The organism is Cellulophaga sp. Hel_I_12, assembly GCF_000799565.1.
In the GTDB taxonomy this organism is placed as follows: Bacteria; Bacteroidota; Bacteroidia; order Flavobacteriales; family Flavobacteriaceae; genus Cellulophaga.
Window position 1 is genome coordinate 2,878,623 of sequence record NZ_JUHB01000001.1, and the last position, 25,716, is coordinate 2,904,338.

General features: G+C 36.4%; 22 protein-coding genes. 7 read left to right on the forward strand and 15 right to left on the reverse strand.

Annotated features, from left to right (window positions below; all coding sequences use genetic code 11):
• Positions 1 to 8: 8 nt before the first annotated feature.
• Positions 9 to 1,511: a DUF1800 family protein gene (locus GQ45_RS12450; RefSeq protein WP_047418494.1), complete on the reverse strand. Its 1,503-nt coding sequence runs from the start codon at positions 1,509 to 1,511 to the stop codon at positions 9 to 11.
• 198 nt (positions 1,512 to 1,709) lie between these two features.
• Between GQ45_RS12450 and GQ45_RS12455 the strand changes: the two genes are divergently transcribed.
• The gene (locus GQ45_RS12455; protein ID WP_047418496.1) at positions 1,710 to 2,069 is read left to right on the forward strand and encodes a YraN family protein; all 360 of its coding nucleotides are present in this window, start codon (positions 1,710 to 1,712) and stop codon (positions 2,067 to 2,069) included.
• Positions 2,070 to 2,124: 55 nt separating this feature from the next.
• Positions 2,125 to 2,784 carry an aspartate kinase gene (locus GQ45_RS12460; protein ID WP_047418498.1) on the forward strand — a complete coding sequence of 220 codons (660 nt, stop codon included), beginning with the start codon at positions 2,125 to 2,127 and terminating at the stop codon, positions 2,782 to 2,784.
• Between the two features lie 45 nt (positions 2,785 to 2,829).
• On the opposite strand, the gene GQ45_RS12465 is transcribed toward GQ45_RS12460, so the two are convergent.
• The 7 genes from GQ45_RS12465 to GQ45_RS12495 form a co-directional block, all read right to left on the reverse strand.
• A complete protein-coding gene (locus tag GQ45_RS12465; protein WP_047418500.1) occupies positions 2,830 to 4,152 on the reverse strand; it encodes a thioredoxin-like domain-containing protein in 1,323 nt (440 codons plus the stop codon).
• 119 nt (positions 4,153 to 4,271) lie between these two features.
• Positions 4,272 to 7,643 (reverse strand): transcription-repair coupling factor, encoded by a 3,372-nt coding sequence (mfd, locus tag GQ45_RS12470; RefSeq protein WP_047418502.1) that lies wholly within the window; start codon positions 7,641 to 7,643, stop codon positions 4,272 to 4,274.
• Positions 7,644 to 7,705: 62 nt separating this feature from the next.
• Positions 7,706 to 8,485, reverse strand: coding sequence for a hypothetical protein (locus GQ45_RS12475; protein ID WP_047418504.1), 780 nt, complete (start codon positions 8,483 to 8,485; stop codon positions 7,706 to 7,708).
• A gap of 294 nt (positions 8,486 to 8,779) precedes the next feature.
• Positions 8,780 to 9,424, reverse strand: coding sequence for a ligase-associated DNA damage response endonuclease PdeM (gene pdeM, locus GQ45_RS12480; RefSeq protein WP_047418506.1), 645 nt, complete (start codon positions 9,422 to 9,424; stop codon positions 8,780 to 8,782).
• 38 nt (positions 9,425 to 9,462) lie between these two features.
• A complete protein-coding gene (locus GQ45_RS12485; protein WP_047418507.1) occupies positions 9,463 to 11,958 on the reverse strand; it encodes a ligase-associated DNA damage response DEXH box helicase in 2,496 nt (831 codons plus the stop codon).
• 99 nt (positions 11,959 to 12,057) lie between these two features.
• A complete protein-coding gene (locus GQ45_RS12490; protein WP_047418508.1) occupies positions 12,058 to 13,707 on the reverse strand; it encodes an ATP-dependent DNA ligase in 1,650 nt (549 codons plus the stop codon).
• Between the two features lie 5 nt (positions 13,708 to 13,712).
• Entirely contained in the window at positions 13,713 to 14,732 is a 1,020-nt protein-coding gene (locus GQ45_RS12495; protein ID WP_047418509.1) for a ligase-associated DNA damage response exonuclease, read from the reverse strand.
• A gap of 191 nt (positions 14,733 to 14,923) precedes the next feature.
• Between GQ45_RS12495 and GQ45_RS12500 the strand changes: the two genes are divergently transcribed.
• Positions 14,924 to 15,346 carry a TerB family tellurite resistance protein gene (locus GQ45_RS12500; RefSeq protein WP_047418510.1) on the forward strand — a complete coding sequence of 141 codons (423 nt, stop codon included), beginning with the start codon at positions 14,924 to 14,926 and terminating at the stop codon, positions 15,344 to 15,346.
• Between the two features lie 84 nt (positions 15,347 to 15,430).
• On the opposite strand, the gene fbp is transcribed toward GQ45_RS12500, so the two are convergent.
• The gene (gene fbp / locus GQ45_RS12505; RefSeq protein WP_047418511.1) at positions 15,431 to 16,429 is read right to left on the reverse strand and encodes a class 1 fructose-bisphosphatase; all 999 of its coding nucleotides are present in this window, start codon (positions 16,427 to 16,429) and stop codon (positions 15,431 to 15,433) included.
• A 177-nt stretch (positions 16,430 to 16,606) separates the two neighbouring features.
• Here fbp and GQ45_RS12510 point away from each other — a divergent pair, with 177 nt between their 5' ends.
• The 4 genes from GQ45_RS12510 to GQ45_RS12525 all read left to right on the forward strand — a co-directional run bounded on the left by GQ45_RS12510 (position 16,607) and on the right by GQ45_RS12525 (position 21,280).
• Positions 16,607 to 17,086: a GNAT family N-acetyltransferase gene (locus GQ45_RS12510; RefSeq protein WP_047418513.1), complete on the forward strand. Its 480-nt coding sequence runs from the start codon at positions 16,607 to 16,609 to the stop codon at positions 17,084 to 17,086.
• Positions 17,083 to 18,333 (forward strand): aspartate kinase, encoded by a 1,251-nt coding sequence (locus tag GQ45_RS12515; RefSeq protein WP_047418515.1) that lies wholly within the window; start codon positions 17,083 to 17,085, stop codon positions 18,331 to 18,333. The genes GQ45_RS12510 and GQ45_RS12515 overlap by 4 nt, the downstream gene beginning before the upstream one ends.
• Positions 18,334 to 18,444: 111 nt before the next feature.
• Entirely contained in the window at positions 18,445 to 20,274 is a 1,830-nt protein-coding gene (locus tag GQ45_RS12520; protein WP_047418517.1) for a GNAT family N-acyltransferase, read from the forward strand.
• Entirely contained in the window at positions 20,267 to 21,280 is a 1,014-nt protein-coding gene (locus tag GQ45_RS12525; protein WP_047418519.1) for a carboxypeptidase-like regulatory domain-containing protein, read from the forward strand. Before GQ45_RS12520 ends, GQ45_RS12525 begins: the two co-directional genes overlap by 8 nt.
• Positions 21,281 to 21,339: 59 nt before the next feature.
• On the opposite strand, the gene GQ45_RS12530 is transcribed toward GQ45_RS12525, so the two are convergent.
• The 6 genes from GQ45_RS12530 to GQ45_RS12555 form a co-directional block, all read right to left on the reverse strand.
• Positions 21,340 to 21,771 carry a TM2 domain-containing protein gene (locus GQ45_RS12530; RefSeq protein ID WP_047418521.1) on the reverse strand — a complete coding sequence of 144 codons (432 nt, stop codon included), beginning with the start codon at positions 21,769 to 21,771 and terminating at the stop codon, positions 21,340 to 21,342.
• A 54-nt stretch (positions 21,772 to 21,825) separates the two neighbouring features.
• Positions 21,826 to 22,212: a VOC family protein gene (locus GQ45_RS12535; protein WP_047418524.1), complete on the reverse strand. Its 387-nt coding sequence runs from the start codon at positions 22,210 to 22,212 to the stop codon at positions 21,826 to 21,828.
• Entirely contained in the window at positions 22,202 to 22,666 is a 465-nt protein-coding gene (locus tag GQ45_RS12540; RefSeq protein WP_047418526.1) for a DUF1801 domain-containing protein, read from the reverse strand. The genes GQ45_RS12535 and GQ45_RS12540 overlap by 11 nt, the downstream gene beginning before the upstream one ends.
• Positions 22,656 to 23,600: a 2-hydroxyacid dehydrogenase gene (locus tag GQ45_RS12545; RefSeq protein ID WP_047418527.1), complete on the reverse strand. Its 945-nt coding sequence runs from the start codon at positions 23,598 to 23,600 to the stop codon at positions 22,656 to 22,658. The genes GQ45_RS12540 and GQ45_RS12545 overlap by 11 nt, the downstream gene beginning before the upstream one ends.
• 5 nt (positions 23,601 to 23,605) lie before the next feature.
• Positions 23,606 to 23,971, reverse strand: coding sequence for a cupin domain-containing protein (locus GQ45_RS12550; protein WP_047418528.1), 366 nt, complete (start codon positions 23,969 to 23,971; stop codon positions 23,606 to 23,608).
• Positions 23,972 to 24,149: 178 nt separating this feature from the next.
• Entirely contained in the window at positions 24,150 to 25,673 is a 1,524-nt protein-coding gene (locus GQ45_RS12555) for a carbon-nitrogen hydrolase family protein (protein WP_047418529.1), read from the reverse strand.
• Positions 25,674 to 25,716 lie beyond the last annotated feature (43 nt).

Here is a 25,716-nt window from a genome sequence, read left to right on the forward strand (position 1 = left end):
CGTAGGTTTTATTTTAATTGAAATTCAGGTTGTCTTACTAAGTATAACAGTAATAGATATACTTGTTCTGGGGTATTATCAAAATTCAACATCGTCCAAGTTGGGTTTGTTGGGTTTTCATCCTCGTAGATATTGTTATCTTCGTACAATGCTCTGAAGGAAACAATCGCAGTGGTATAATCTTGTTCTGTTAATAGGCCTTTCGGTAATATTTTATCGATTATAGCTCTAGCTACCATATCAGGATTGTGTGTGGTTGCCCCTTGGGGTCCTGTAACTTCTATACCAAATGTTCTAAATTGCTCTTTATCCTCATTCCAAAAAACTTCTAATAGCGCTTCAGCACTAAGCCATCGACCAATTAAAAAATTAGTATTGATCCATGATCTATTTCGTTGCCAACCTGCCACGTCTACGGGATTAAAAAGCTCTTGACTTAATTGATCGCTATAGTTTATGACAGTTTCTATTGTGGTATCTGAGGCTGTAAAACCGGTTTCATTAATCAAGTTTAAGAAACAGTCAAACGGACTTTTAATAACTACCCCAATGGCTTCTTCGTCAAAAAAGTGTTGACTTGTAAACAGTTGGCTCAAAACTGGCGCAATTTCAAAATTATTAGCTACAAATGTAGCTGCCATGCCATTTATAATGGTTTCAGCATTGCCTGCCTGATCTGTCGAATCGGGGTGTACAAAAAATTCGTATAATTTTTTACAAATAAAAGTGGCTATTTCAGTATTGCGCTGTGCAAAAAGGTTATCGATAACGCCATCGTAATCAAAATTATCTGTTATACCTAAAATGGTTTTAGAGCCAGCATCAAACCTATCGGCTCTAAAAGTAACTGGTGTCCAACGGATTTCTCCGCGCTCTACGTAACCCGTTAAGGCTCGGGCTGTATCTACAATATCTTGTTCGGTGTACCCATTACCTTCTCCTAAAGTAAAAAGCTCATACAGTTCACGCCCATAATTTTCATTGGGCCTATTGTTATTATTGTAAGCGCCATCTAGGTAAAATAACATGGCGTTGGTGAGTCCAATTTCACTTATAAAGGTCTTAAAGTTACCAATAGCGTTGCGTTGTAAGCAAGTAATATACTCGTACAAGAAGGGTGGAGCATCGTAAACTCTTAATTCGGTTACAAAGTGATTGCTCCAAAAAAAACTCAATCGGTCTCTAAGATTATCCACTAAAAGCGACTTGGCGTAGTCTAGCGTAATGCCTCTGACTTGGGTATTGATGGTGCTATTTCGTAGATCATCATCTTCAGGATAATTTGCTCCCGTCCAGTTTGCCCAAGGGGGTGCTGGTAAAATAGGCATGTTGACTGCTTCGTTGATTAAGGTATTCACTAAGGCAGATGCAGTAGACCCTACGGCTTGGTTAACAGTAGCAACAGAAGCACTAAAACCAAGTCTTCTATATAAATGTTGTATTTTTTGCCTATCTAAAGGCGTTGTATATTCCGCTAGTGGCGAAGTATTACAATTGATAAAATATTCCATAATATTTTAATCGTTTAGTTCAAATTTAGGTTCGCTTTGGGGGCATTAATTACTGTAAAAAGGCTATTTGTATTTAACTTTAGCTTTTACTATAACTCAATAATTCAAATAAAATTACGTAAGTATCAGTGTTTTAGACGCCAAAAAACATATATTTTCGACGAAATACATTAATTTGGTAACATTCCTATCTAAAAAATGGCAGAACATAATGAATTTGGTAAAGTTGGAGAGCAGTTAGCTGTAGCCCATTTAATTAAAAATGGTTTCCAAATTAAATACAGAAACTATAGATTTTTAAAAGCTGAAGTAGATATTATTGCGCAAAAGGGGGCTACCTTAGCTATTGTAGAAGTAAAGTCTAGAAGTACACATTTTATAGATGATTTAAACGATTTAATTCCTCCTAAAAAGCGAAAATTATTGGTTTTGGCAGCAGACCATTATGTTGTTGAGCAGCAATTAGATGTAGATGTACGTTTTGATATTATAACCATATTTAAAAAGAACGGATCGTTTAAAATAGATCATATTGAAGATGCTTTTTATCATTTTTAGACAATTTGTTTAATTTATAACAAATTGTTATATTTGAAATCTTTAATTCGATCTAATGAAAACCATATCATCTGTTGTAGAACACTATATAAAAAAGAAACCTTTTTTACAAAGTGCTTTAGCACAAGGAATTATTAATCTTACCTCACTTTCAAGGATTATTCTTCCTGAAATTGAGGAAGAATTAGGTAAAGATATTCGCAATGGAGCCATAGTAATGGCTTTGAAAAGGCTTTCAGATGATTTAGAATATAGGGCTACCCACAAAATTGTAAAGGTTTTAAAAAATATAGGAGAAATTACAGTGCGGTCTTCCTTAACGGACTTTACCTTTTTACTTTCAGATTCAATTCTTGAAAATCAACGCTTATTGTTAAAGGAAATCAATAAAGATACAGCTGTGTTTTATACCTCTTCTAGAGGTGTAAACGAACTGAATATTGTGGTCAGCAATAGTTTAGATAAAACCGTTGAAGCCTTGTTCGAAACAGAACGTTGTACTCAAAAAGCAGAAAATTTATCATCGATTACTGTGAAATTACCCTCTGAAAATGTTACTGTTCCTGGCATTTATTACTTTATTTTTCAGCGCCTTGCTTGGGAGGGCATTATACTCTACGAAGTAATTTCTACTACGAATGAATTTACTATTTTGGTCGATGATGATCAAGTAGATGTAGCCTTTAAAACAATCAAGGATTTGAAATTGCTTTAATATCCTGCCCCAAGCTCTTCGAAGAATGGGGACTTGTATTTTCATTTATTTGCTTTCCAAAAATTCTATAAGGGCTCTGTCATTTTCAGGTTTTGCAATAATTCTTTTTTCGCTGTCCAAAATGAAATAAGTTGGAGTGGCATGAATATCATATAAGTTCGCATAGGCACTATCCCATTTTCCTAAAGCGATAAGATGTTCGAAGTTGGGTAAATGGGCTTTTTCAGAATTCCAATTTTCTGTTTCGTCTTCTAAGCCTATAGCGATAATTTTAAGGTTTGAATTTCCCTTTAATTCTTTATGTACTGCGGGGAGTTCATTTAAACAATGTCCACAAGTGCTGCTCCAAAAAATTAAAATATAATTTTCAAAGGGTTCAAGACTGCTCAATCGCCTTTCATTAACCCCGTCTTTCCAGACCATTTCTGGGGCAATTTCGCCCAGGCGAAGTCTGTTATGCGCTTCAATAGCCGTTTTTATGTCGAGATTGTTGGTAGATTCCGCTAGCTCTTTTAGGGTAGAAGAGTAGATAAAATCAGCAACTTCGTTATAGTCATACGCAATTGCGTTTTTCCATAAGTCGTGGTACAAGTAAAATTTAAAATTAGGAGATACATCGCTTAAAATAGTCGTAAAATGAGCTATATTTTTAATAATTTCATCCTCCGTTTCTTTTTTTGTCTGTGTTGTTAAGGATAGTGCCGTAAAGGCGTAGTTAGAAACTTTGTCGGTTAAAAAGCCTGAGCTTTGTAACACTGGATTTTTGAAATTAATAGCATCAAAATACGCTGCTTTTTTATTCGCTACATATTCTTGAACATTCACATAGTTGTTAGGGATATAAGGTTTGTTTGATGCAATAAAATTATAGGCTAACAAACCTTTCGCTTTCGTTTCGAACAAATTTTGATGTGCTTTTAATTTTTTAGTTGCCGCATTAAAAATAGTCGTATCTGTTTCTTGTGACGCGTAAAATTGAATAATTTCCGCTTCTATTTGCGCGAGTTCCGCTAAATAGCTATTGAGTAACATATTTTCTTCTGATTGGATAAAACCGAGTCCGTTGCTAGAATCAAAATCAACAACAACATTTTCTTTTCCATTATAAAGAATATCAAAATTAAACTCTTCCTGAGGCACCGCATACACAATTCTGTACATACCGGATTCAGCATCTTCTGGCAGGTTCAAGGTAAAAGATCCATTTTTAATGGCGCTATCTGCTACATAAACTTGGGAGTCCGGTGTAAGGCGATAGGCGATTAGCCAGGTATACTCTTCTGCAGGAGAGAAACTACCTGAAATAGTGTTTTGTGCACTTAGGTGTAGTGCATAAAGAGCCATTAAAATGAATAGAATTTTCTTCATAATTGTTGTTTTACAAAAACTGAACCAGTTTTATTTTTCTCAGCAATAAAATTTTCTAAAAACAGTTCGTGTCCCAAATTTTTAATTTTGCTTACCGCTTACCGGGCACTGAATACTGTTTACTGAACACTTTTTTCAAAAGGCTGTAAGGCCAAATACGCTTTATCAACCGAATGGATATTTTCAAAAACTAAAAGCAATCGAAGTCCGTTTCTGGTTTGTTTTTCCTTTATTTTGCCGTGTTTTGCATGCGTTTGTACAAATTGTAGTGTTTTAGAGAATGCTGTGCTTTGGTAAAATGCAGACTGTTGATCCGCAATAAAATAGCCAATCATTTTACCTTGCTTCATGACAATTTTTTCTAAACCAATGCTGTTGGCAATCCATTTAATGCGAACCGAATTCAATAAATCTTCGGCCTCAATAGGTAGTTCTCCGAAACGGTCTATCAATTCAGTTTCAAATTTTTGTAAAGCAGTTTCGTCTTTAATAAGGTTTAACTCTGTGTATAAAGTTAATCGCTCTGAAATATTATTGATGTAATCATCAGGGAATAACAATTCAAAATCAGCATCAATTTGAGTTTCTTTTACAAACACTTTTTCATGATGCCCCTCAAGCTCCTCATACAAATCTTTAAATTCGTTTTCTTTCAATTCGTCAACGGCTTCTGTGAGGATTTTTTGGTAGGCATCAAAACCAATATCATTAATAAATCCGCTTTGTTCACCGCCCAATAAATCTCCAGCACCACGTATTTCTAAATCTTTCATGGCGATATTAAAACCGCTCCCTAATTCGGTGAATTGCTCTAAAGCCTGAATTCGTTTTCGGGCATCGTTGGTCATCACATCATACGGTGGTGTTATAAAATAACAGAAGGCCTTTTTATTGCTTCGACCTACACGACCCCGCATTTGGTGTAAATCACTCAAACCAAAATTATTGGCGTTATTGATAAAAATGGTATTGGCGTTACTTACATCTAGCCCACTTTCTACAATGGTGGTAGACACCAAGACATCAAATTCACTATTGATAAAAGCGAGCATCAGGTTTTCTAGTTTTTTACCTTCCATTTGTCCGTGACCTATACCAACTTTGGCATCAGGTACCAAACGCTGAATCATTCCGGCAACTTCTTTGATGTTTTCGATGCGGTTATGAATAAAAAACACCTGACCACCACGTTGAATTTCATAGCTAATGGCATCCCGAATGGTTTCTTCGGAAAAGCGAATCACTTCACTCTGAATTGGATATCGGTTGGGCGGTGCCGTATTGATGACCGATAAATCTCTGGCCGCCATTAAACTAAACTGTAAAGTTCTGGGGATCGGCGTAGCGGTAAGCGTTAAGACATCTACATTTTCTTTGATAGACTTTAGTTTGTCTTTTACAGCGACTCCAAATTTTTGTTCCTCATCTACAATCAGTAAGCCTAAATCTTTAAATTTTACATTTTTGTTGACCAATTGGTGGGTGCCAATGATAATATCTACTTTGCCTGAGGCTAGGTTTTCAAGGGTTTCTTTCTTTTCTTTTGCCGTTCTAAAACGGTTTAAATAATCGACTGTTACCGGCATATCGCTTAAACGTTCGCTAAACGTTCTGCTATGCTGAAACGCTAATATGGTCGTTGGCACTAAAACAGCCACCTGCTTTCCGTTGGCTACCGCTTTAAAAGCAGCACGGATGGCCACCTCAGTTTTTCCAAAACCTACATCGCCACAAATTAAGCGATCCATGGGGCGTTCGCTTTCCATGTCTCTTTTAATATCTTCGGTAGCTTTGCTCTGATCGGGGGTGTCTTCATAAATGAAAGAGGCTTCTAATTCATTTTGCAGATACCCATCGGGACCGTATTGAAATCCTTTTTCAAGACGACGTTTGGCATAAATTTTTATTAAATCGAATGCAATTTTTTTAACACGCGATTTGGCTTTTTCTTTTACTTTTTTCCAAGCGCCTGAACCTAATTTGTAAATTTTAGGGGGTGCCCCATCTTTGCCGTTGAATTTTGATATTTTGTGTAAAGAATGGATACTCACATACAGAATATCACGATCTCCATAGACCAATTTTATCGCTTCTTGTTTTTTACCTTCGACATCAATTTTTTGTAAACCACCAAACTTTCCGATACCATGATCCATGTGGGTTACATAATCGCCAATTTCTAAGCGATTTAATTCTTTTAAGGTAATGGCCTGCTTTTTGGCGTAGCCATTTTTAAGATGGAATTTATGATAGCGTTCAAAAATTTGATGATCGGTATAGCAAACTACTTTTAAATCATCATCAATAAAACCTTGATACAATGAAAAAACGATAGTTTTGTAATGAACTTGCTGATTTGTAGCGGTGATTTCTTCAAAAATATCATGAAACCGTTTTGCCTGCTGTTCGGAGGAACAAAACAAGTAATTGGTATAGCCTTTTTTATGATTGCTATTAAAATCTTCAATCAATAAATTAAACTTTTTATTGAAAGACGGTTGTGGTTTGGTATTAAAACCAATGGTTTCAAAAGCAATTCCAGCAGTGTGATTACCTGTGGTTAATAAATGAAAAGAGGCCACTTCTTTTTTAAACAAATCAGCATCCACAAATAACTCTTTTGGTGTGGCGTGTTTTATTTCGGTCGATAGTTTTTTAAAAGCATCTTCTGCTTTTTCAAAAAACGAATCTAGGCGACTAAAAAGCAGGTCTAAATCTGCACTGAAAACAACCGTATTTTGGGCGATATAGTTTAGAAAACTCTCTCTGGTTTCGTTTAGGAATTTGTTCTCTACATTTGGGATAATGGCAATTTTAGTGACCTTCTCTTTAGATAATTGAGTTTCAACATCAAAGGTTCTGATGCTTTCTACTTCATCGCCAAAAAACTCAATGCGATAAGGCTCATCGTTAGAGAACGAAAAAACATCGACAATACCGCCGCGTACAGAAAACTCGCCAGGCTCTGAAACAAAATCAACCCTCTTAAATTTGTATTCGAACAATACTTCGTTCAAGAAATCGAGGGATAAGGAATCTTCTAATTTTATTTTGAGGGTGTTTTTGTCTAGATCTTTCCGAGTCACCACCTTTTCAAAAAGCGCATCAGGGTAGGTCACAATGAGCGCTGGTTTTTTTCTAGAATTGATCCGGTTTAAAACCTCTGCACGTAATAACACATTAGCGTTATCAGTTTCTTCTAATTGATATGGTCTGCGGTAGCTTCCGGGATAAAAAAGCACTTCTTTTTCTCCGACTAGCTGCTCCAAATCGTTTAAGTGGTATGCGGCTTCTTCTTTATCATTAAAAATAACTAGAAAAGGCTTGTCAGCAGCCTTAAAAGCATCAGATAAGACAAAAGACAGGGATGAACCTACGAGTCCTTTTAGTGCTAAGTTTTGTGGGTTATTTTCAAAATTGGCAATAGTAGTTTGCAATTCCAGTGAAGACTGGGAATGAGAATATAGTTGTTGAATATTATTTTGGGGCAACGGAATAATTTTCTGCAAATATAAACAACCTTGTTAAATACATAAGTTTTAAAATCCTGTAATCACGCTGTTTTTTTATGATGAACTACCATAGATTTTAAAAGATGCACAAAAATCATAACCGCTAAAACTATCGCACAAACCAAAGCTGAGATAGCAATAGCTTCCTCACTATTTTTATGCCGAGAATAAATGGCCACTAAAGACCAAACGCCTACCACCGCAAAAACAGACATCTTACGTTTCCAGAGCATCACCACATTTAATAGCAAAGCAATAACAATCATGGTGATGGTCCATTGTACTTCTGTTAAAAAACTACCCTCCCAATTAAGTTTACTCAGATAAGCTGATATGTTCGCAATAGTGGCTACCGCAATCCAACCACTATACAAGCTTATAGGCCACCAAACAAAAGCTTTTTTTGCAAGTGATGCCGTTCCACGTTCCATATTCGTATTCAAAATTATTTTTATCAATGAAACTAAAATACCTAACATGATAAGCACTGATACTGCCGTATAGTCATACACAAAAGCAATTACCCAAAGGGAGTTCAATATATTTGCTATCACAAACCAATACCCAGTTTGAGTAATAAATTCAGAAGTTTTATCGCTAAAAAAAGCCCTTTGTATTTGAAAAATAGCGTAGGCAAAGAGCGACAAAAAAATAAGTCCCCATATCGCAAAAGCATAACTGGCAGGGGTAAACAAATTTTCGTATGCTCGACTAATTTCACCGATGGTCGTGTTATTCAATCGTAAGGCTTGCGAGGCATAATTTACGGCGATGACTAAAATTACAGATAGTAAATTTAAAACTGCGAGTCGTTTTTTCATGGTTTTGATCTTTGGTTAAATTTACGATGGTTTTAAGTAGAAAATTAACTTTCAGGTATTAAAAATTAAGGGTTTTAAGTTTGATTTCGACTACTAGGAACACAAATGTTTCGCTGAGCCCTTCTGCTCAGCTCAGGACAAGCCTGTCGAAGGGAATACAGCTATGTAGTAAGGTCTTCGACAAGCTCATTAGGATACTATAGTACTCAATTGTCATCACCCCTATTTTCGAATTTTTTCTTACATAGGGAACTGACAGCATACATTCATTTAAAACTATATTGTAAGGTGGTTCTAATGGCTAAGTGGAACCGCAAAAACCGAATCCTTCGTAATCGCAAAAACTTGATGCGCTGCTGTAGGTTTTAAGGTAAAGGTTCCTGTGAATGTGCCAAATGCCGGTAAAATTAGTTGGTTTTCACTTTTAAAAAAACAAGGGAGTTTTAGGCTTTGTCTTCCTGCTCCTTGGAGTTTTATTGCTGGATGAATGTGTCCTGAAAAGTTAAACATAGTTTCTCTTTCTTCGGGGTGATGGGTGAATAAAAAATCATCTAACTCTACTTCATCACTACAATCAATACCAATTGCAGTGTAGTTTACATCAGAAATAATGTCATGATTGCCTTTAACTAATGTAATTTTTAGCTTTTGTGAGCTTACCCAATCGTTAAATAAGAGCCATTCTTGATTTAGAGAGGAATGAAACAAATCCCCTAAAAAAAATAGTTGTTTGGGTTTAAATAAGGCCAGTACCTCATTCAACAATTCAAAATTCTTAGCAATTGCTTTTTGAGGCACCGCAGCGCCAAATTTTCTAAAATGCGATACCTTACCAAAATGCACATCACTGATTAACAAAATTTCTTTTTCTTGCCACAATAGTGCCCCTGAGCAGTGCATGATAAAAGTTTGCTCGTTGATGGTAATGGTTTCTGTCATTGGGGCAAAATTAGTGATTTGAACGAAGGAAGCTGTACTTACTTCATTAAAATCGCTGTCATTTTTTTTATGCGATCGGCTAGTTTTTCACTGGATAATTTTTCTCGCAAACGGTCCGTAATAATTGGGAAAGAAAAGGGTGTTGGCTTTTTGCAGGCTTTCCATATAATGTCTTGTTCGGCAATTCGTTCTAGCGCTAAACCTAAACGACCTTGCTCTAATTGATGTTCAAAAGTTTCGCTAAACGCCTGTTGAAATAATAGATTGTCGGCTTCGTAATCGCGAAAAACATCAAATAGCAATTGAGAACTACTTTGTAAATGCTTCATTTTAATGCCTTTATTGGGGTAGCCCGTAAAAACCATTCCACTAATTACGGCAATATCTCTGAACGATCTTCGGGCCATTTCGGTTGCATTTAAGCTTTTTTGTAAATCGCTCAACATAAAATCTGTCGTAAATAGATTATTATCTAACACCTGTTGCATATCAATTTCTTGATCGGATAATAGTTCAAAACCGTAATCATTAAAGGCTAATGAAAAAGTAATGGGTGCTAATAAACTTATGCGATACCCTAACAAACTCCCCATGGCTTCGTGTACACCACGCCCTTCAAACGGATAAAAAATATGATGATAGCCATCACGCGTTTTAAAAGTTTCAATTAACAATTCATTCGGCTTAGGCACAATACTTTCTTCTCGTTGCTTATCAAAAATGTGTTTCAATGAGTTTAGTTCCACACTTTGCTCGCCTTCACTTGTGCTGAGCGAACTCGAAGTATTTGTGGAGCTAGGGGAAGCCACTTTATACAATTCTTCTCGAAGTAGTTCGGACATCTGAGCAGAAAACGTAAGTCTACCCCCCATCCAACTGGGAACTTTATTGGTTTTTTTAGTAGAATTACGCACATGCGCTTCCATGTTTTTTATGCGTATAAATTCTAAATTCCGACCTGCAAAGGTGAACACATCTCCAGGTGTTAATTTAGAAATAAAAAACTCCTCTATACTTCCTATATAACCCCCTTTTTGATACTTTACGATGATGTTGGCATCGCCCACAATGGTGCCTATTTGAAATCGGTGACGCATCGCAATTCCTTTGTTATGGACTACAAATTTACCATCGGCTTCAACTTCTATCTTTTTATATTCATCATAACTTTGCAAACTTTGGCTACCCATTACCAAAAAATTTAATAGCCACTGCCATTGGTCTTCGGTAATACCTTGGTAGCAAAAGCTGTGTTTTATTTCGCGATAAATTTCTTTGGGATAAAAGCCGTCTGAAATGGCTAATGTGGTTAAATATTGCAATAAAACATCAAAACTATTCAAATACGGCATTCGGTCCTCTACGACAGTATGTTTAACGGCTTGCTGAAGGGCAGAGGCTTCGATGAGTTCCATGGCGTGGGTAGGTAAAAAATGAATGACACTTTCCTTGCCCGGGCTGTGTCCACTGCGACCCGCACGTTGTAGAAAACGAGCTACGCCTTTTGGACCGCCAATTTGGATGACGGTTTCTACAGGGGCAAAATCAACACCCAAATCTAAACTAGAGGTGCAAACCACCGCTTTAAGACTGCCATTGCGAATGGCTTGTTCAACCCAAACACGGGTTTCTTTATTAATGCTGCCATGGTGCATGGCAATATCTCCTGCGTATTCCGGATGCTTTTCTAAGATCTTCTGAAACCATATTTCACATTGGCTTCGCGTATTGGTAAACAACAAAGTAGTTTTACTCGAATTGATGATTGGTACAATTTCTTCTAACAGGTGTAAACCTAGATGTCCACGCCAAGGAAAAGTTTCCATGGTTTTGGGGATGATGCTTTTTACGGTAATTTTTTTATCAAGTTTAGCCTTTATTAAGACCGATTTTTTGGGACTTTCTTCTAGACCTAACAACACATCACGTGCTTCTTCTAAATTTCCAATGGTAGCCGAAATACCCCATATCCTCATTTTTTTTGATACCGCTTTTAATCGCGATAAAGCCAGTTCCATTTGCACGCCACGCTTGGTGCCGAGTAGTTCGTGCCATTCGTCCACAACAATAGCTGTGCAATCTTTAAAGGTTTTTGCGTAGCCTTTAGAGGCTAATAGTAATTGCAAGCTTTCAGGAGTCGTGATCAACAAATCGGGCATATTTTTTTTCTGGGCGGTACGTTCTTTTGTAGAAGTATCTCCAGTTCTAATGCCTACGGTCATTTGTGTTCCTAAATCGGTGGCAACTCGCTCTGCAGATTGCCGAATTTCTTCGGATAAAGCCCGTAGCGGGGTAATCCAGATGGCTTTTAATCCTTTTTTATGTTTAGTGGTATACTCAGGATTGTTTTTGATGTAGTCTAAAATAATAGGAAACCAAAGCGCATAAGTTTTTCCACTGCCGGTTGGTGCGTTTAACAGTCCGTTTTTACCCTGTAAAAATGCTTTCCAAGTGTCTTTTTGGAATTGAAAGGGGACCCAACCTTGTTGTTGAAACCACTGTTCTGCAATAATATATAATTCTTCTTTGGTCATATTACGAGCGCAGCTTACCGCTTAGCGGTAGGCGAAAAGCGTTGAGCACTTTTTTATTCATTTGTTTTTAATTTATAACAGATTCCTTCGCTTCGCTGCCTATTCGATAGCTTCGTTCGGAATTTGTGACTTTAAATCTTCCAAGGTATTTGCCTCCTCAATTTTTTTATCTTGGCGCCATCTTAGAATTCTGGGAAAACGTGTGGCGATTCCGCTTTTATGTCTTTTTGAAAAGGCAATCCCCTCAAAGGCAATCTCAAAAACATGATAAGGCGTAACACTCCGTACAGGACCAAAACGTTCTAAGGTATTTTTTTTAATCCAAGTGTCTATTTTTTTAAACTCGGCATCCGTTAGGCCTGAATAGGCTTTTGCGAAGGTAACGAGTTGTTTTTCTCCATTTTCATCGTGATCCCAAAGGGCAAAGGTATAATCGGTAAAAAGGTTGCTTCGTCTACCATGCCCGCGCATGGCGTAGGTTAGAACAGCATCAATCGTTAGTGGGTCTACTTTCCATTTCCACCAATCGCCTTTTTTGCGTCCAACTAAATAAGGGGAGTCTTTTCGCTTTAACATTAAACCTTCGCTGAATTTATCTCTGGAACCTTCTCTTTCTTTAGCTACCTGATTCCATGAATCAAAATTCATAGTTTGGGATAATTGAAAAGGTAATGCTGAGATTTCTTCTGAGGTTTGGTTTTCGTAGTTGTAAGCGTTTATCAATTGCATTATATGTTCTAGAATTTCTCTTCGTTCCATAAAGGGTAACTGCCGAATATCTTTGCCTTGCCATTCTAGTACATCATAGGCTTTGAGAATTACAGGTACTTTTTTGAGTAAGGCTTTAGAAATTGTCTTTCGACCAATACGCTTTTGTAAATCATTGAAAGTACCGATATTTTTATCAAAATAGGGTAAAATTTCAGCATCAATGACCGTTCCATTAGGAATAAGGCCTACCAAGTTTTCAAACTCAGGATATTTATCGGTTACTAATTCTTCGCCGCGACTCCAGACAAAGAGTTGATCGTTTCTAAATATGGTTTGTGATCGAATTCCGTCCCATTTGTGTTCCACCGACCAATCGTTTACATCTCCTAAAAGGGAAGCTTTATTTTCTAAGGCGTAGGCCAAATAAAAAGGGTAGGGTTTTGAGAGGTAATCATTTTCGTTTTCTTCTAAAATTAAAGCTTGAAATGTGATCGAATTTGGATCCCAGTTCCCCATTAATTTATAAGCCAAAATATCTTCAGGAATACCCGTTGTTTTTGATAAGGCCTTGGTCATCAATTTTTGACTCACACCGATTCTAAAACCGCCGGTAATCAACTTGGTAAACACAAAGCGTTCGTAATAATCGAGTAGGTTCCAATTCTCGTATACGTAGTTTTTTTTCGCTGCTTCAGGTTTCTTTTTTAAAGCTATCATTTCCTGCAAAAAGCGCGTCAGACTTTTTTCGGTGCTTTGCGGCGAAGACGGAAATACTAAAGCAATGGTTTCGGCTAAATCGCCAACAATATGATAACTCTCTTCAAAAAGCCATAGTGGAATTTGAGCAAACTCCGCGGCCCAAGTTCTCAATAAGGTAGTGTTTACTGGTCTCGGTGGTCTTCGGTGTGAAAGAATGGCAATCGTCCAAACCTTGTCTTCGTCATTTGCGTTTGAGAAATAACGAGCCAAAGCGTCGACTTTAGCCGTCGTTTTATTAGTGCTATCTAAGGTTTTTATTAAGGATGCGAATTTCTTCATAGCATTTATTCAGTCGCTGTTTTTTCCTTTGTTTCATCAGTCTCTTCTTGCCCATATTGCGTTTCTTCAGTTCTAGCATCGTAGCCTAATTCTCTTAAATACCGAGAAAAAATATCCGTATATCCATGCGTACATATGATCTTTTCAGCACCTGTAGCTTTTATACTTGTCAATAAACCGTTCCAATCGCAATGGTCACTGAGAACAAAACCCTTGTCTATGGCTCGTCTTCTTCTGGCACCGCGAAAAGCCATCCAGCCACTTGCCGAACCCGTAACATACGGTACCATTTTTCGAATCCAGGTGCTGCCATGTGCACTTGGTGGGGCCAACACCATATTGCCTTGTAGGTCTTGCTTTTTAGTGGTCGCAGTGATTAGGGTAGTTTTAGGAAAATTCACCAAAGGGCGCAATACTTCAGTCATATTTTCAATAGCACCATGCGTATAAATAGATCCTATTTCAGGATTTAAAGAGTGCAGCAAGCGTTGGGCTTTTCCTAAACTATAGCCAAATAAGATAGATGTTTTTCCTTCCGCTTTATTCAAGACCCACCATTCGTTAATCTGGTTCATAACCTCATGTTGAGGTGTCCATTTAAAAGCAGGTAATCCAAAGGTACATTCAGTAATAAAGGTGTTGCATTTTACTGCCTCATAGGGGGTTGAAATGCCATCATTTTCTGTTTTATAATCCCCAGTAAATACCCAAACCTCACCTTTGTGCTCAACCCTGACTTGTGAAGAGCCAATAATATGTCCGGCAGGATGCAAGCTAAATTTTACATTGTTGATCATAAAGCTTTCCCCCCAAGCCTTTCCGGTAACAGAAATGTCGCCCAACCTGTGTTTTATAATCGGGATATTGTGAGGATGCGTAATATACGCTTTATGACCCCATCGGCTGTGATCCGCATGCCCGTGGGTAATTATGGCTTTATCGACGGGCTTCCAAGGATCTAAATATACTTTCGCCGCACTGCAATAAATGCCTTTATCGGTAAATTCAAGTAAGGGTTTTGTCATAGCAAGCACAATTTACGAAAATTTGCTAGTGAAACTAGGCGCTATTTTCTTTATCTTTTTTTTTAAATTTTAGAAAATGGGTGAAGGTATTTGGGCTGCTGCGCCCAGCAAAAAACGTTAAAATAAAACACCTATTCAATGATTACAATACTTAAAAAAAATTATCTTTGCTTGTATTAAATAAAGAAGTTATGTCGATTGTAGATTTATATAGTAGTGGAGAACATAGAAGTAATTTAGCTCATTTTGCGGCAATAGCTACATTAGCAGCGATTGACGGGGAAGTAAACCCGCAAGAAAAAGTAATGCTTGATCGTTTTGCAAGAAAATTGGATATTACTGACGCAGAATATAAAGAAGTAATGCGTGCTGAAAATAAATATGCTATTAATCCGCCATCTAGCTTGGAGGAGCGTTTGGAGCGTTTATTCGATTTATTTAGAATTGTTTTCGCAGATCATGAAATTGACGATGAAGAAAAATCCTTAGTACGCAAATATGCTATTGGACTGGGGTATTCCGCAGAAAAAGCAGACGAGGTTATCAGTAAATCTATTGCGATTTTTACTGGAAAAATAGATTTTGAGGCTTATTTGTACCTGTTGAAACGATAGAATAATTTAAAAATAAAAATTGAAAATTAGATTTGAAGATTTCAATAGATTCTATCATCTAATTTTCAATTTTTTTGTTTTCAACTATTTCATAAACTCTTCAGCTTTCTCTACCATTTTTCGGCTTCCGCAGAAAAATGGAACACGTTGGTGAAGTTCAGTAGGTTCAATTTCCATAATTCGCCTTTTACCATCACTTGCCAAACCGTTCGCTTGTTCTGCAATAAAAGCCATAGGATTGCATTCATAAAGCAATCTGAGTTTGCCTTCTGATGCGACACTGCTTTTTGGGTACATATAAATACCGCCTTTAATCATATTTCGATGAAAATCAGACACTAAAGATCCAATATAGCGTGAGGTATAGGGTCTATCTCCTTCCTCTTGCTGACAATATTTTATATAGTCTTTAACCCCTTGTGGAAAATGCGTATAATTACCTTCGTTGACCGAATAAATTTTACCTGTTTCTGGAAAATTCATATTCGGGTGTGATAAATAGAAAGTACCTAAGGCAGGGTTCAGTGTAAAGCCGTTGACCCCATCACCGGTAGTATACACAAGCATGGTACTGGTGCCATAAATAATATAACCCGCGGCAATTTGGTTAATGCCAGGCTGCAAAAAATCTTCTAATTGTACTGGTGTGCCTACTGGTGTAACACGTCGGTAAATAGAAAATATAGTACCTACAGAAACGTTCACATCAATATTAGAGGAACCATCTAAGGGATCTATTAAAACCACATATTTGTTTTGATGGTTATTATCAAAACTGTTGATACGAATAAAATCGTCTTCTTCCTCTGAAGCTATACCACAAACTATTTCGCGTTTTTTTAGGGTTTGAATAAATTTTTCATTCGCTAAAACGTCTAGTTTTTGTTGATTTTCACCTTGAATATTTGTATCCCCTGCTTCTCCGATAATATCTACCAACCCCGCTTTATTTACTTCATGGTTCACTACTTTTGCGGCGAGCCTTATCCCATTTAAAAGTCGAGATAGTTCTCCTGACGAATATTTAAAAGAATCTTGATGCTCAATAATAAACTCACCTAGAGTTTTGTATTGTCTGGTCATGGTTATACTGTTTTATAAAGTACAAATATCGACTTTTTTGTGAAACTATAACGTTTTCGTTTAAATTCAATTTTTAGAATTATAACTTTATGTTATATTTGTAACAAATTAAAAGGTATAAATCATAGTAATCTGTAAACCTGAGGTTTACAGATTCATTATTTAAATGGTAATTAAATGAAATTTTCTATTAGGAAAGCAACGAAAGAAGACATGGCGCAAGTATTGCATTTAATTCATGAGTTAGCGATTTTTGAGAAAGAAGAAAATGCTGTTGAAGTTCGTGTTGAAGATTTAGTAAAAGATGGCTTTGGCCCCACACCATTGTTTCAATGTTTTGTGGCCGAAACTTCGGAAGGTATAAAAGGCTTAGCCTTAGTGTATGCTAGATATTCTACTTGGAAAGGACCAACCTTGCATTTAGAAGATTTAATAGTAACTGAAAAAATGCGGGGTACTGGTATGGGAACAGCCTTATTGAATGAAGTTATTCGCTATGGACATGCTTTAGGCGTAAAACGAATAAATTGGGAAGTTCTCGATTGGAATGAACCCGCGATAGCTTTTTATGAAAGTAAGGGGGCAAATGTGATGCGCAATTGGGATGTAGTGCATTTAGACGAAAAAGGAATACAAAATTATATACGTAAAATATGAGAATTTTTAAGTTCGGAGGAGCTTCAGTTAAGGATGCAGCGGGTATTAAAAATGTGGTAGAAGTACTGCGTCAAGTGGGGTATGAAAATACCCTTGTGGTCATTTCGGCTATGGGTAAAAGTACCAATGCTATGGAGACTGTTGTAAATACGTATTTTAAGGACAAAACTGAAACTTCTGCTGCAATTCAAGAGGTATTAAAGTATCATAATGATATTTTGATTGATTTATTCGAGAATGAAAATCACCCTATCTTTAAAAAAATTAAAGGTTTATTCGATGAAGTTCAAGGTTTTTTAATTTGGAACAAATCGCCCAAATACAATTTTGTTTATGACCAGGTTATCGGGTATGGTGAATTAGTGTCAACGACTATTGTTAGTGCCTATTTTAATGAAATAGAGATAAAAAATAATTGGTTAGATGTTCGAGAGTTGATCAAAACAGACGATAATTATCGGGATGTGTCCATCCATTGGGAAAAAACACAAGAAAATATAACTAAAGGCATTGATAAAAAGCAATTACATATCACACAGGGTTTTATAGGGAGCGATGATAATAATTTCATGACGACTTTAGGCCGTGAAGGATCTGACTACTCAGCTGCAATTTTAGCCTATTGTTTAAATGCCACTGAAGTCACTATTTGGAAAGATGTGCCTGGTGTTTTGAACGCCGATCCACGATATTTTGAAAATGCGCAGTTGCTCAATCAAATTTCGTATCGAGAAGCTATAGAGCTGGCTTTTTACGGTGCATCGGTCATACACCCTAAAACCTTGCAGCCTTTACAACGCAAAGAAATTCCACTACACGTTAAATCATTTATTCATCCTTTGGATAAAGGAACTACGGTTGGAAAAGGAATAGGAATTGAACCAAAAATACCCTGTTTTATTGTGAAAAAAAATCAGGTATTGATGAAATTATCTTCTTTAGATTTTTCATTTATTGTAGAAGACAATATTAGTCAGCTTTTTAAATTACTGCACGATCATAAAATGAAAGTAGACTTAATTCAGAATTCTGCGATTAGTTTTTCGGTTTGTTTTGACAATAAATTTGGGAGACTTCATGAATTGCTAGATACCTTAAAAGGCAAATTTAAGGTGGTTCATCAAGAAGGTGTTTCTTTATACACCATTAGGCATTTTGATACAGAAGCAATTACCTCTTTGCAAAAAGATAAAGAAATTTTATTAGAACAGCGTGGTAAAGAAACCGTTCAACTTGTGGTAAAATAAACCACTAAGTTCTAGGCGAACTGCAGTGCCTCTATTTTAATTTATTTGTTAAATATAGCCCTTGCCCTATAAGCTTTTGTTATATTAGCGCAGCAAAAATGGCTGAGAATTATGGGTTTAGTTACCGCAAAAGAGGTTGCGAAAGCAATTAATTTAGAAAAGTATGGTTTTATCGGGACTTTCATTGGATGGTCTTTAATGAAAGTTACCAGAATTTCTAGTATTAATAAATTCTATGATTCTATAAAGCATTTAGAAGGTAAAGCTTATGCTGATGCCATTTTAGATCATTACGAGATAGATTTTGAAATTCCTGAAGATGATTTAAAACGTTTACCTAAAGAGGGTGCCTATGTTACCATTTCAAATCATCCACTTGGCGCCATTGATGGTATTATTTTAATACAATTAATGCAAAGTCAACGTCCAGATTTTAAAATAATGGCGAACTTTCTTTTGCAGCGAATGGTTCCTTTGCTTCCTTACTTGATATCCGTTAATCCTTTTGAAAGTCATAAAAATGCGAAAAGCAGCCTAAGTGGTTTTAAAACGGCACTACAGCACTTAAAAGACGGGCATCCTTTAAGTATTTTTCCTGCAGGTGAAGTGTCTACCTACAAAGATGATACGTTAATTGTAGATCGCCCTTGGGAAGAAGCAGCTATTAAACTCATCAGGCGTGCCGAAGTGCCCGTAGTACCTATTTATTTTCACGCAAAAAACAGTCGGTTTTTCTATCGCTTGGCGAAAATTAGTGATGTGTTTAGAACCGCAAAAATACCCTCAGAGGTATATACTCAGAAAAATAGACCTATAAAGGTTAGAATAGGACAACCTATTTCTGTGAAAGCACAACAAGAGCAAACTACCCTAGAAGAATATACCGATCTTTTGAGACGAAAAACCTACATGCTGTCTAATGTGTATCAAAAAGATCGATTTACAGAACGAATTAGAGAGCAAATCCCCACATCGCTAAAAATTCCGAAAGCACCCAAAAAAATAGCCTCTGCCATTCGGCCTGAGCTTATTGAGGAAGAAATTATTAAACTGCGAGAAAAAGAGTGCAGGTTATTGCAAAGTAAAAACTACGAAGTTTTTTTAGCCGTAGAAAAAGACATGCCTTACATTCTTCAAGAAATAGGCATTCAACGTGAGGTTACTTTTAGAGCCATAGGGGAGGGCACCAATAAGGCCATAGATTTAGATAAGTTTGATAGCTATTACCACCATTTATTTTTGTGGGATGACGCCGAAAAAGCTATTGTAGGCGCTTATAGAATGGGCTTAGGGGCAGAAATTTACAAAGCCTACGGTATTGATGGTTTTTATATTCAAGATTTATTTCGGGTAGAACCCGAGCTATTTCCAATGATGAGCAAGTCTATCGAAATGGGCAGGGCTTACATTGTAAAAGAATACCAACAAAAACCTATGCCTTTATTTTTATTATGGAAAGGTATTGTACATACCACCTTACGTTATCCGGAACATAAATACCTAATTGGTGGGGTCAGTATTAGCAATCAATTTTCAAATTTCTCTAAGTCGTTGATGATTGAGTTTATGAAATCGCATTATTGGGATCCCTATGTAGCGCAATATATCCACCCTAAAAAGGAGTTTAAAGTAAAATTAAAAGATGCCGATAAGGAGTTCGTTTTTGATGAAACTCAAGCTGATCTAAATAAGTTCGACCGTTTAATTGATGAGGTAGAACCAGGAAGTTTACGTTTGCCGGTATTGATTAAAAAATATATAAAACAGAACGCAAGAGTTGTGGCTTTTAATGTAGATCCACTTTTTAACAACTCTGTCGACGGCCTTATGTATATTAAAATTGCAGACCTACCGGAAAGCACCGTAAAGCCTGTAATGGAAGAGTTTCAGGCCGAACTAGAACGTAAATTAGCCAACGGCCAAGAAATGAACAATGAATAGAATAGCTTTTTTATTTGGCTTTCTACTTTCTTTACAGACATCACTACTTGCACAGCACAAAGTAGGAGGTACCGTTTTTGATTTCATTACTAAAGAACCCTTAGAGGGTGTTTCCGTTTTTTACGACGGTACGAGTATCGGTACTGTAACGGATGAAAAAGGTACTTTTACTTTAGGAACAGAAAACCCAATATCCGCTTCATTAGTCATTAGTTATATAGGTTATACATCGCAAGTATTTGAAAACGTTTCTGGCGGTTTAGGTGCTATTTATTTAAAAGAAAATGCCGTACAACTTGATGAAATAATCCTAGAACCTGATACCTGGAGCCGAGAAAAGAAATTAAATATTTTTAGGCGAGAATTTTTAGGAACTACTATTTCAGGTATTAAAGCTAAAATTATAAATGAAGATGCTATTCGTTTGTATTATAACAAACAAAAAAACAGCCTTTATGCTTTTTCGGAAGTCCCAATAAAAATTGAAAATAATTATTTAGGGTATACCATTGCTTATAATTTACAAGAATTTGAGGTTAATTTTGGAGCACCTAGTGCTTCCCCATTTTCAGGTGGGTTTACGTATACGGCAGGTACTTTATTTTTTACCGAAAAAAATCCCAAAAAAATAAAAAAACGTTTTTTAAAAAATAGGCTAGAAACCTATTTGGGTTCTCCACTTCACTTTATGCGTTCTTTATCAAAAAAACAATTACAAGAAGAAAAATTTCAAATTTTTAAAGATAAGTTTCAAATTGATCCGTATTCAGAATACCAAATAGAACCAGATGAGAATTTCATAAAGATTACACAAAAAACAGCAAAATTAAGTATGCTGTATGATGGGAAAGAACAATCTTTTATTGAAGCTAAAGAACCTACTTTTTATATTGATAGTTATGGAAATTTTTCTCCAGCGCAGATACTTTTTTTTGGTGGAATACTCGGGAAACAAAGGGTAGCAGATTTGCTGCCTTTAGATTATGTTCCTGTGAATAAATACTAAAAACAAGAAAGCCAAATCAAAAAACTGATTTGGCTTTCTATGATATTAAAAATACGCGCTTAAAACCATGGTTTTTTGCCTACTTGGTAGGTATTGTAAAATTCCGCGTCAGATTTTGTAAGGTATATGATGCCTTCCACCAAGCCTACTATAGAAACAATTGCAGTTGGAATTCCACATAAAAACCAGCCAAGCACACCACAAGCAGCCATGATGATACCTTCTTTTTGATAGCCTAAAATAAATTTGTGTACCCCTAACCAACCCAAAACAATAGCTAAAATACCCGCTAAAATTTTCTTGTTTTCACCACCAGCGCCACCAAAAGCTTCTTTAGCCCCTTCAGTAAATTCATGGGCTGTTTTTTTGGCATCATCGGCAAATTCATTTGCTTTTTCTTTGGACTCTTCGGTAAACTCTTTTGCAGTTTCCTTGGCTTTGTCGAAAGCATCTTCTGCTTTATCTCCTAAATCTTTATGGTCTTCAGACATTATTTTAAGTGTTTGGTTGTTAATACAGTAGTAAATATAATGATAATTTTTATATCAAAGAAATGCAGCATCTATAGGTTCCCAAAGTTCTAATTTGTTGCCATCGGGGTCTAAAATCCATGCAAATTTACCGTAATCGTGGGTTTCTATTTCTCCAATCACAGTAACACCTTCTTCTTTTAAAGTCTTCAAGAGTTGTTCTAAATTTTCAACTCTAAAATTCATCATAAAGGATGATGTACTGGGTTCAAAATAAGAAGTATCGTTTTTCATGGGACTCCATTGTGTAGAACAATCTTCACCTTCTTTATTTTTCCACCAAAAAGTGCAGCCATATTGGTCTGTATTTAAGCCTAAATGATTTTTATACCACGTTTTTATGGCATCAGGATCTTTTGTTTTAAAAAAAAACCCTCCTAAACCAGTAACTCTATTTTTCATTTTTTCTAATGTTTTTTTCGTACGTTTCTATCCATTTTTCAGGACTAATTTTAGCGCATAATTCTCCAATTAAAGCAAATGGGATAGCCTCTAAATTTTTAAAACGGATACAGCTTTTACCCATAGCTAACTTAGGCTTGCTGTGTTTTGGGTAGGCTTCAACAAACCAATCGTAGATTTCTTTGTCTGCATAAATTCCCATATGATATAGCGCAATGAAATTTTTTTGAGAAGCTAAATTTATAAAGGGCAAAGGGTATTCAGGATTACAATGATAGCCATCTGGATACGTACTTTTAGGAACCACATAGCCCAACATTCCGTAACTAATTTGTTCTGAAAACCCTTTAGGGAGCGAATGAAGGATGGTTTCTCTTAGTTTAGAGACCACAAATTGCCGATCTTCCGGCAGTTCATTGATATAAGCTTCCGGTGTCAGCGCATCAGATTTCATTGGCAAACTGTTTCTTTATTTTATCTACGACTACTTGAGCTAACTTTATTTTGCTTTCTGCTGTCCAACCTCCTACATGTGGTGTTAACAGTACATTTTCGGCGTGTATTAAGTACTTGAAAGCTTCTGGCATGGTGTTTTCAAATAGCTGTTCAAAAGAGGTTTTTTCATATTCTAACACATCAAGCCCGGCCCCTAAAATTTTACCTGATTGTAAAGCAGTGACCAGATCTTCGGTGACTACACATTTACCTCTTGCGGTATTCAAAAGCCAAATATTTTTCTGAAAACCTTGAATAAAATCTAGGTTGACCATGTTTATAGTTTCTTCTGTTTGAGGTACATGTAAGCTAATGACATCAGCTTTCTGTTTTAGCTCCATAATGCCTACTTGTCGCGCGTTATCGTCACCTATACCTCCTTTTAAGTCGTAACAAAGTACTTCAACATCAAAGCCTTTTAATTTTTTGGCAAACGCTTTGCCCATGTTTCCGTAACCGATAATCCCTACCGTTTTTCCATCGAGTTCTACCCCACGATTACCCTCTCTGTCCCATTTGCCGCCGCGAACTTCTTGATCCGCTTTATGTAATTTATTAAAAAGTGATAAGAGCATACCTAAGGTATGTTCACCAACGGCATTTCTATTACCTTCCGGTGCTGCAGCTAAAAAAATAGCATTGCTTTTCGCAAAATCAGTGTCTATATTTTCCAATCCAGCACCTAAGCGACCAATAAATTTTAGCTTTGTTGCTTTCTCTAAAAAAGGGCGGTCAATGCTAAACCTACTGCGAATGATGATGCCATCATACAAATGAATTTTAGCCTCAATTTCTTGTTTTGATGCGCTGTAATCTTCATCATTGGTATACCCGAGTTCCTTAAATTGTTCAATAATTAATGGGTGATTTACATCTACATGTAATATTCTCATTGTACTTATATTTTTGGGTAAAAGTTCTGACTTCTTTCGTGTAGCACGTTTCCTGTATGTGCAGTAGTTAACTTTTCAAAAAGTAACACTTCGACGACTTCATTGTTTTCTGTTTTTGGGCAGTGTTCAATGCCTTTAGGAACTACAATAATTTCGCCCGCACGTACCACCTCGGTTTTGTCTCTAAATTGCATATAAAGCGTGCCTTTTAATACTTGAAAAAGTTCATCTTCCTCGTCGTGCGCATGCCAAACAAATTCACCTTGTAATTTTGCTAAAATTACTTGCATATCATCAACAACAGCTATTTGTCGAGGATGCCATGTTTCCGTAAATAAGGCGTGTTTTTCTATGAGGTTGATGGGTTTCATAAGTTGTGTGATAAAGGAAATTAAATAAAAAAGTATCTATCGATTTAGAATATTGCTTTTTTGATTTAATTTGAAAATGTTTTTCAATATAAGAATTTATCAACTTTTTTTGCAACTTGACACTTGAACTTTTTATACGATTTAGAAGCAAATCCCCTTTTGGGGGCTAAGAGGCTTTTTATTTCTTTTTCAATTCGAACAGATCTTTTCTTCGGTCTCTTAAATTTTTAACGCTTCCAAACTGGTTTAATTCGCGTAACAAATCAATATCTACGTCACAAATTAAAATCATCTCGGTATTGGGTGTTGCTTCGGCTTTTATGCCGTTGGCAGGGAATGAAAAATCGCAAGGTGTAAACACCATCGATTGGGCGTATTGAATATCCATATTATTTACCCGAGGTAAATTGCCAACACTACCGGCGATCGCTACATAGCACTCGTTTTCTATGGCTCTCGCTTGTGCACAATGCCGTACTCTAGAATAGCCATTTTGTGTATCCGTTAAAAAGGGCACAAATAAAATGTCCATTCCATCGTCGGCTAACAAACGGCTTAGTTCAGGAAATTCTGAGTCGTAACAAATCAAGATGCCAATTTTACCACAATCGGTATCAAAAGTTTTAAACGATGACCCCCCTTGCATACCCCATACTCTTGCCTCATCGGGAGTAACGTGCAGTTTTTCATAACGTTCTGTAGTACCATCTCTTTTGCATAAATAACCTGCATTGTACAGCAAATCATTTTTAATTTCAGGCATGCTCCCTGTTATGATATTGATATTATAAGAAATAGCTAATTCTGAAAATTTCTGAACAATCTCCTCCGTATGTTTTGCCAATTCACGAATAGCGTCAGACTCTTTTAAATGGTTGTTTTCTGCCATTAATGGCGCATTGAAAAATTCGGGAAACAAAGCAAAATCTGACCGGTAACCAGAAACAGAATCGATAAAAAACTCGGCTTGTTGCATCAAGTCATCTAAATTTTTATAGCTTCTCATTTGCCATTGAATCAAGCCTAAACGGATAATTTTTTTCTTCGTCGCTGCTTTTGTATTTACTTTTTGATAGTAGATGTTATCCCATTCTAAAAGAACCGCATATTCGTTTGATGCGGCATCACCCTCCAAATACCCTTTCATGATTTTAGACGGATGGAAGTCGTTAGAAATTTGGAAATTAAGTACAGGATCATGGATCTCCTTACGTTTTACACTTTCGATGTATTCTTTGGGCGATAATTTTTCAGCGTATTTATGGTAATTGGGAATTCTACCCCCAAAAATAATTCCTCTTAAATTTTCACGCTCACAAAGTTCTTTTCTGTAATCGTATAAGCGCCTTCCTAATCGCAAGCCTCTAAATTCTGACTTGATAAATACTTCAATGCCGTAGAGCACGTCACCATCTTTTTTTAAGGTGCTAAAGGTGTAGTCTCCGGTAACCTCTTTGTAGGTGTGGGGCCTGTCAAACTGCATATAATCTACGCGCAACGATAAGGCACACCCTGCCAGTTTTCCGTTGACTTTAATGACAACTTGCCCTTGTGGAAATTCATTGATTAATAATTGTATCAAATTTTCCTTCCAATAGGAGTTGGCCATATTGGGATAGGTTTCTATCATGGCCGATTTAAGGGCCTGATAGTCATCAATGGTTAAAAATTCTAATTCTATATTTTCTATATTCTTGATCATACTTGTGTTGTAAATTAAGGCTAAAGTTGTAAAAAAAATAGTT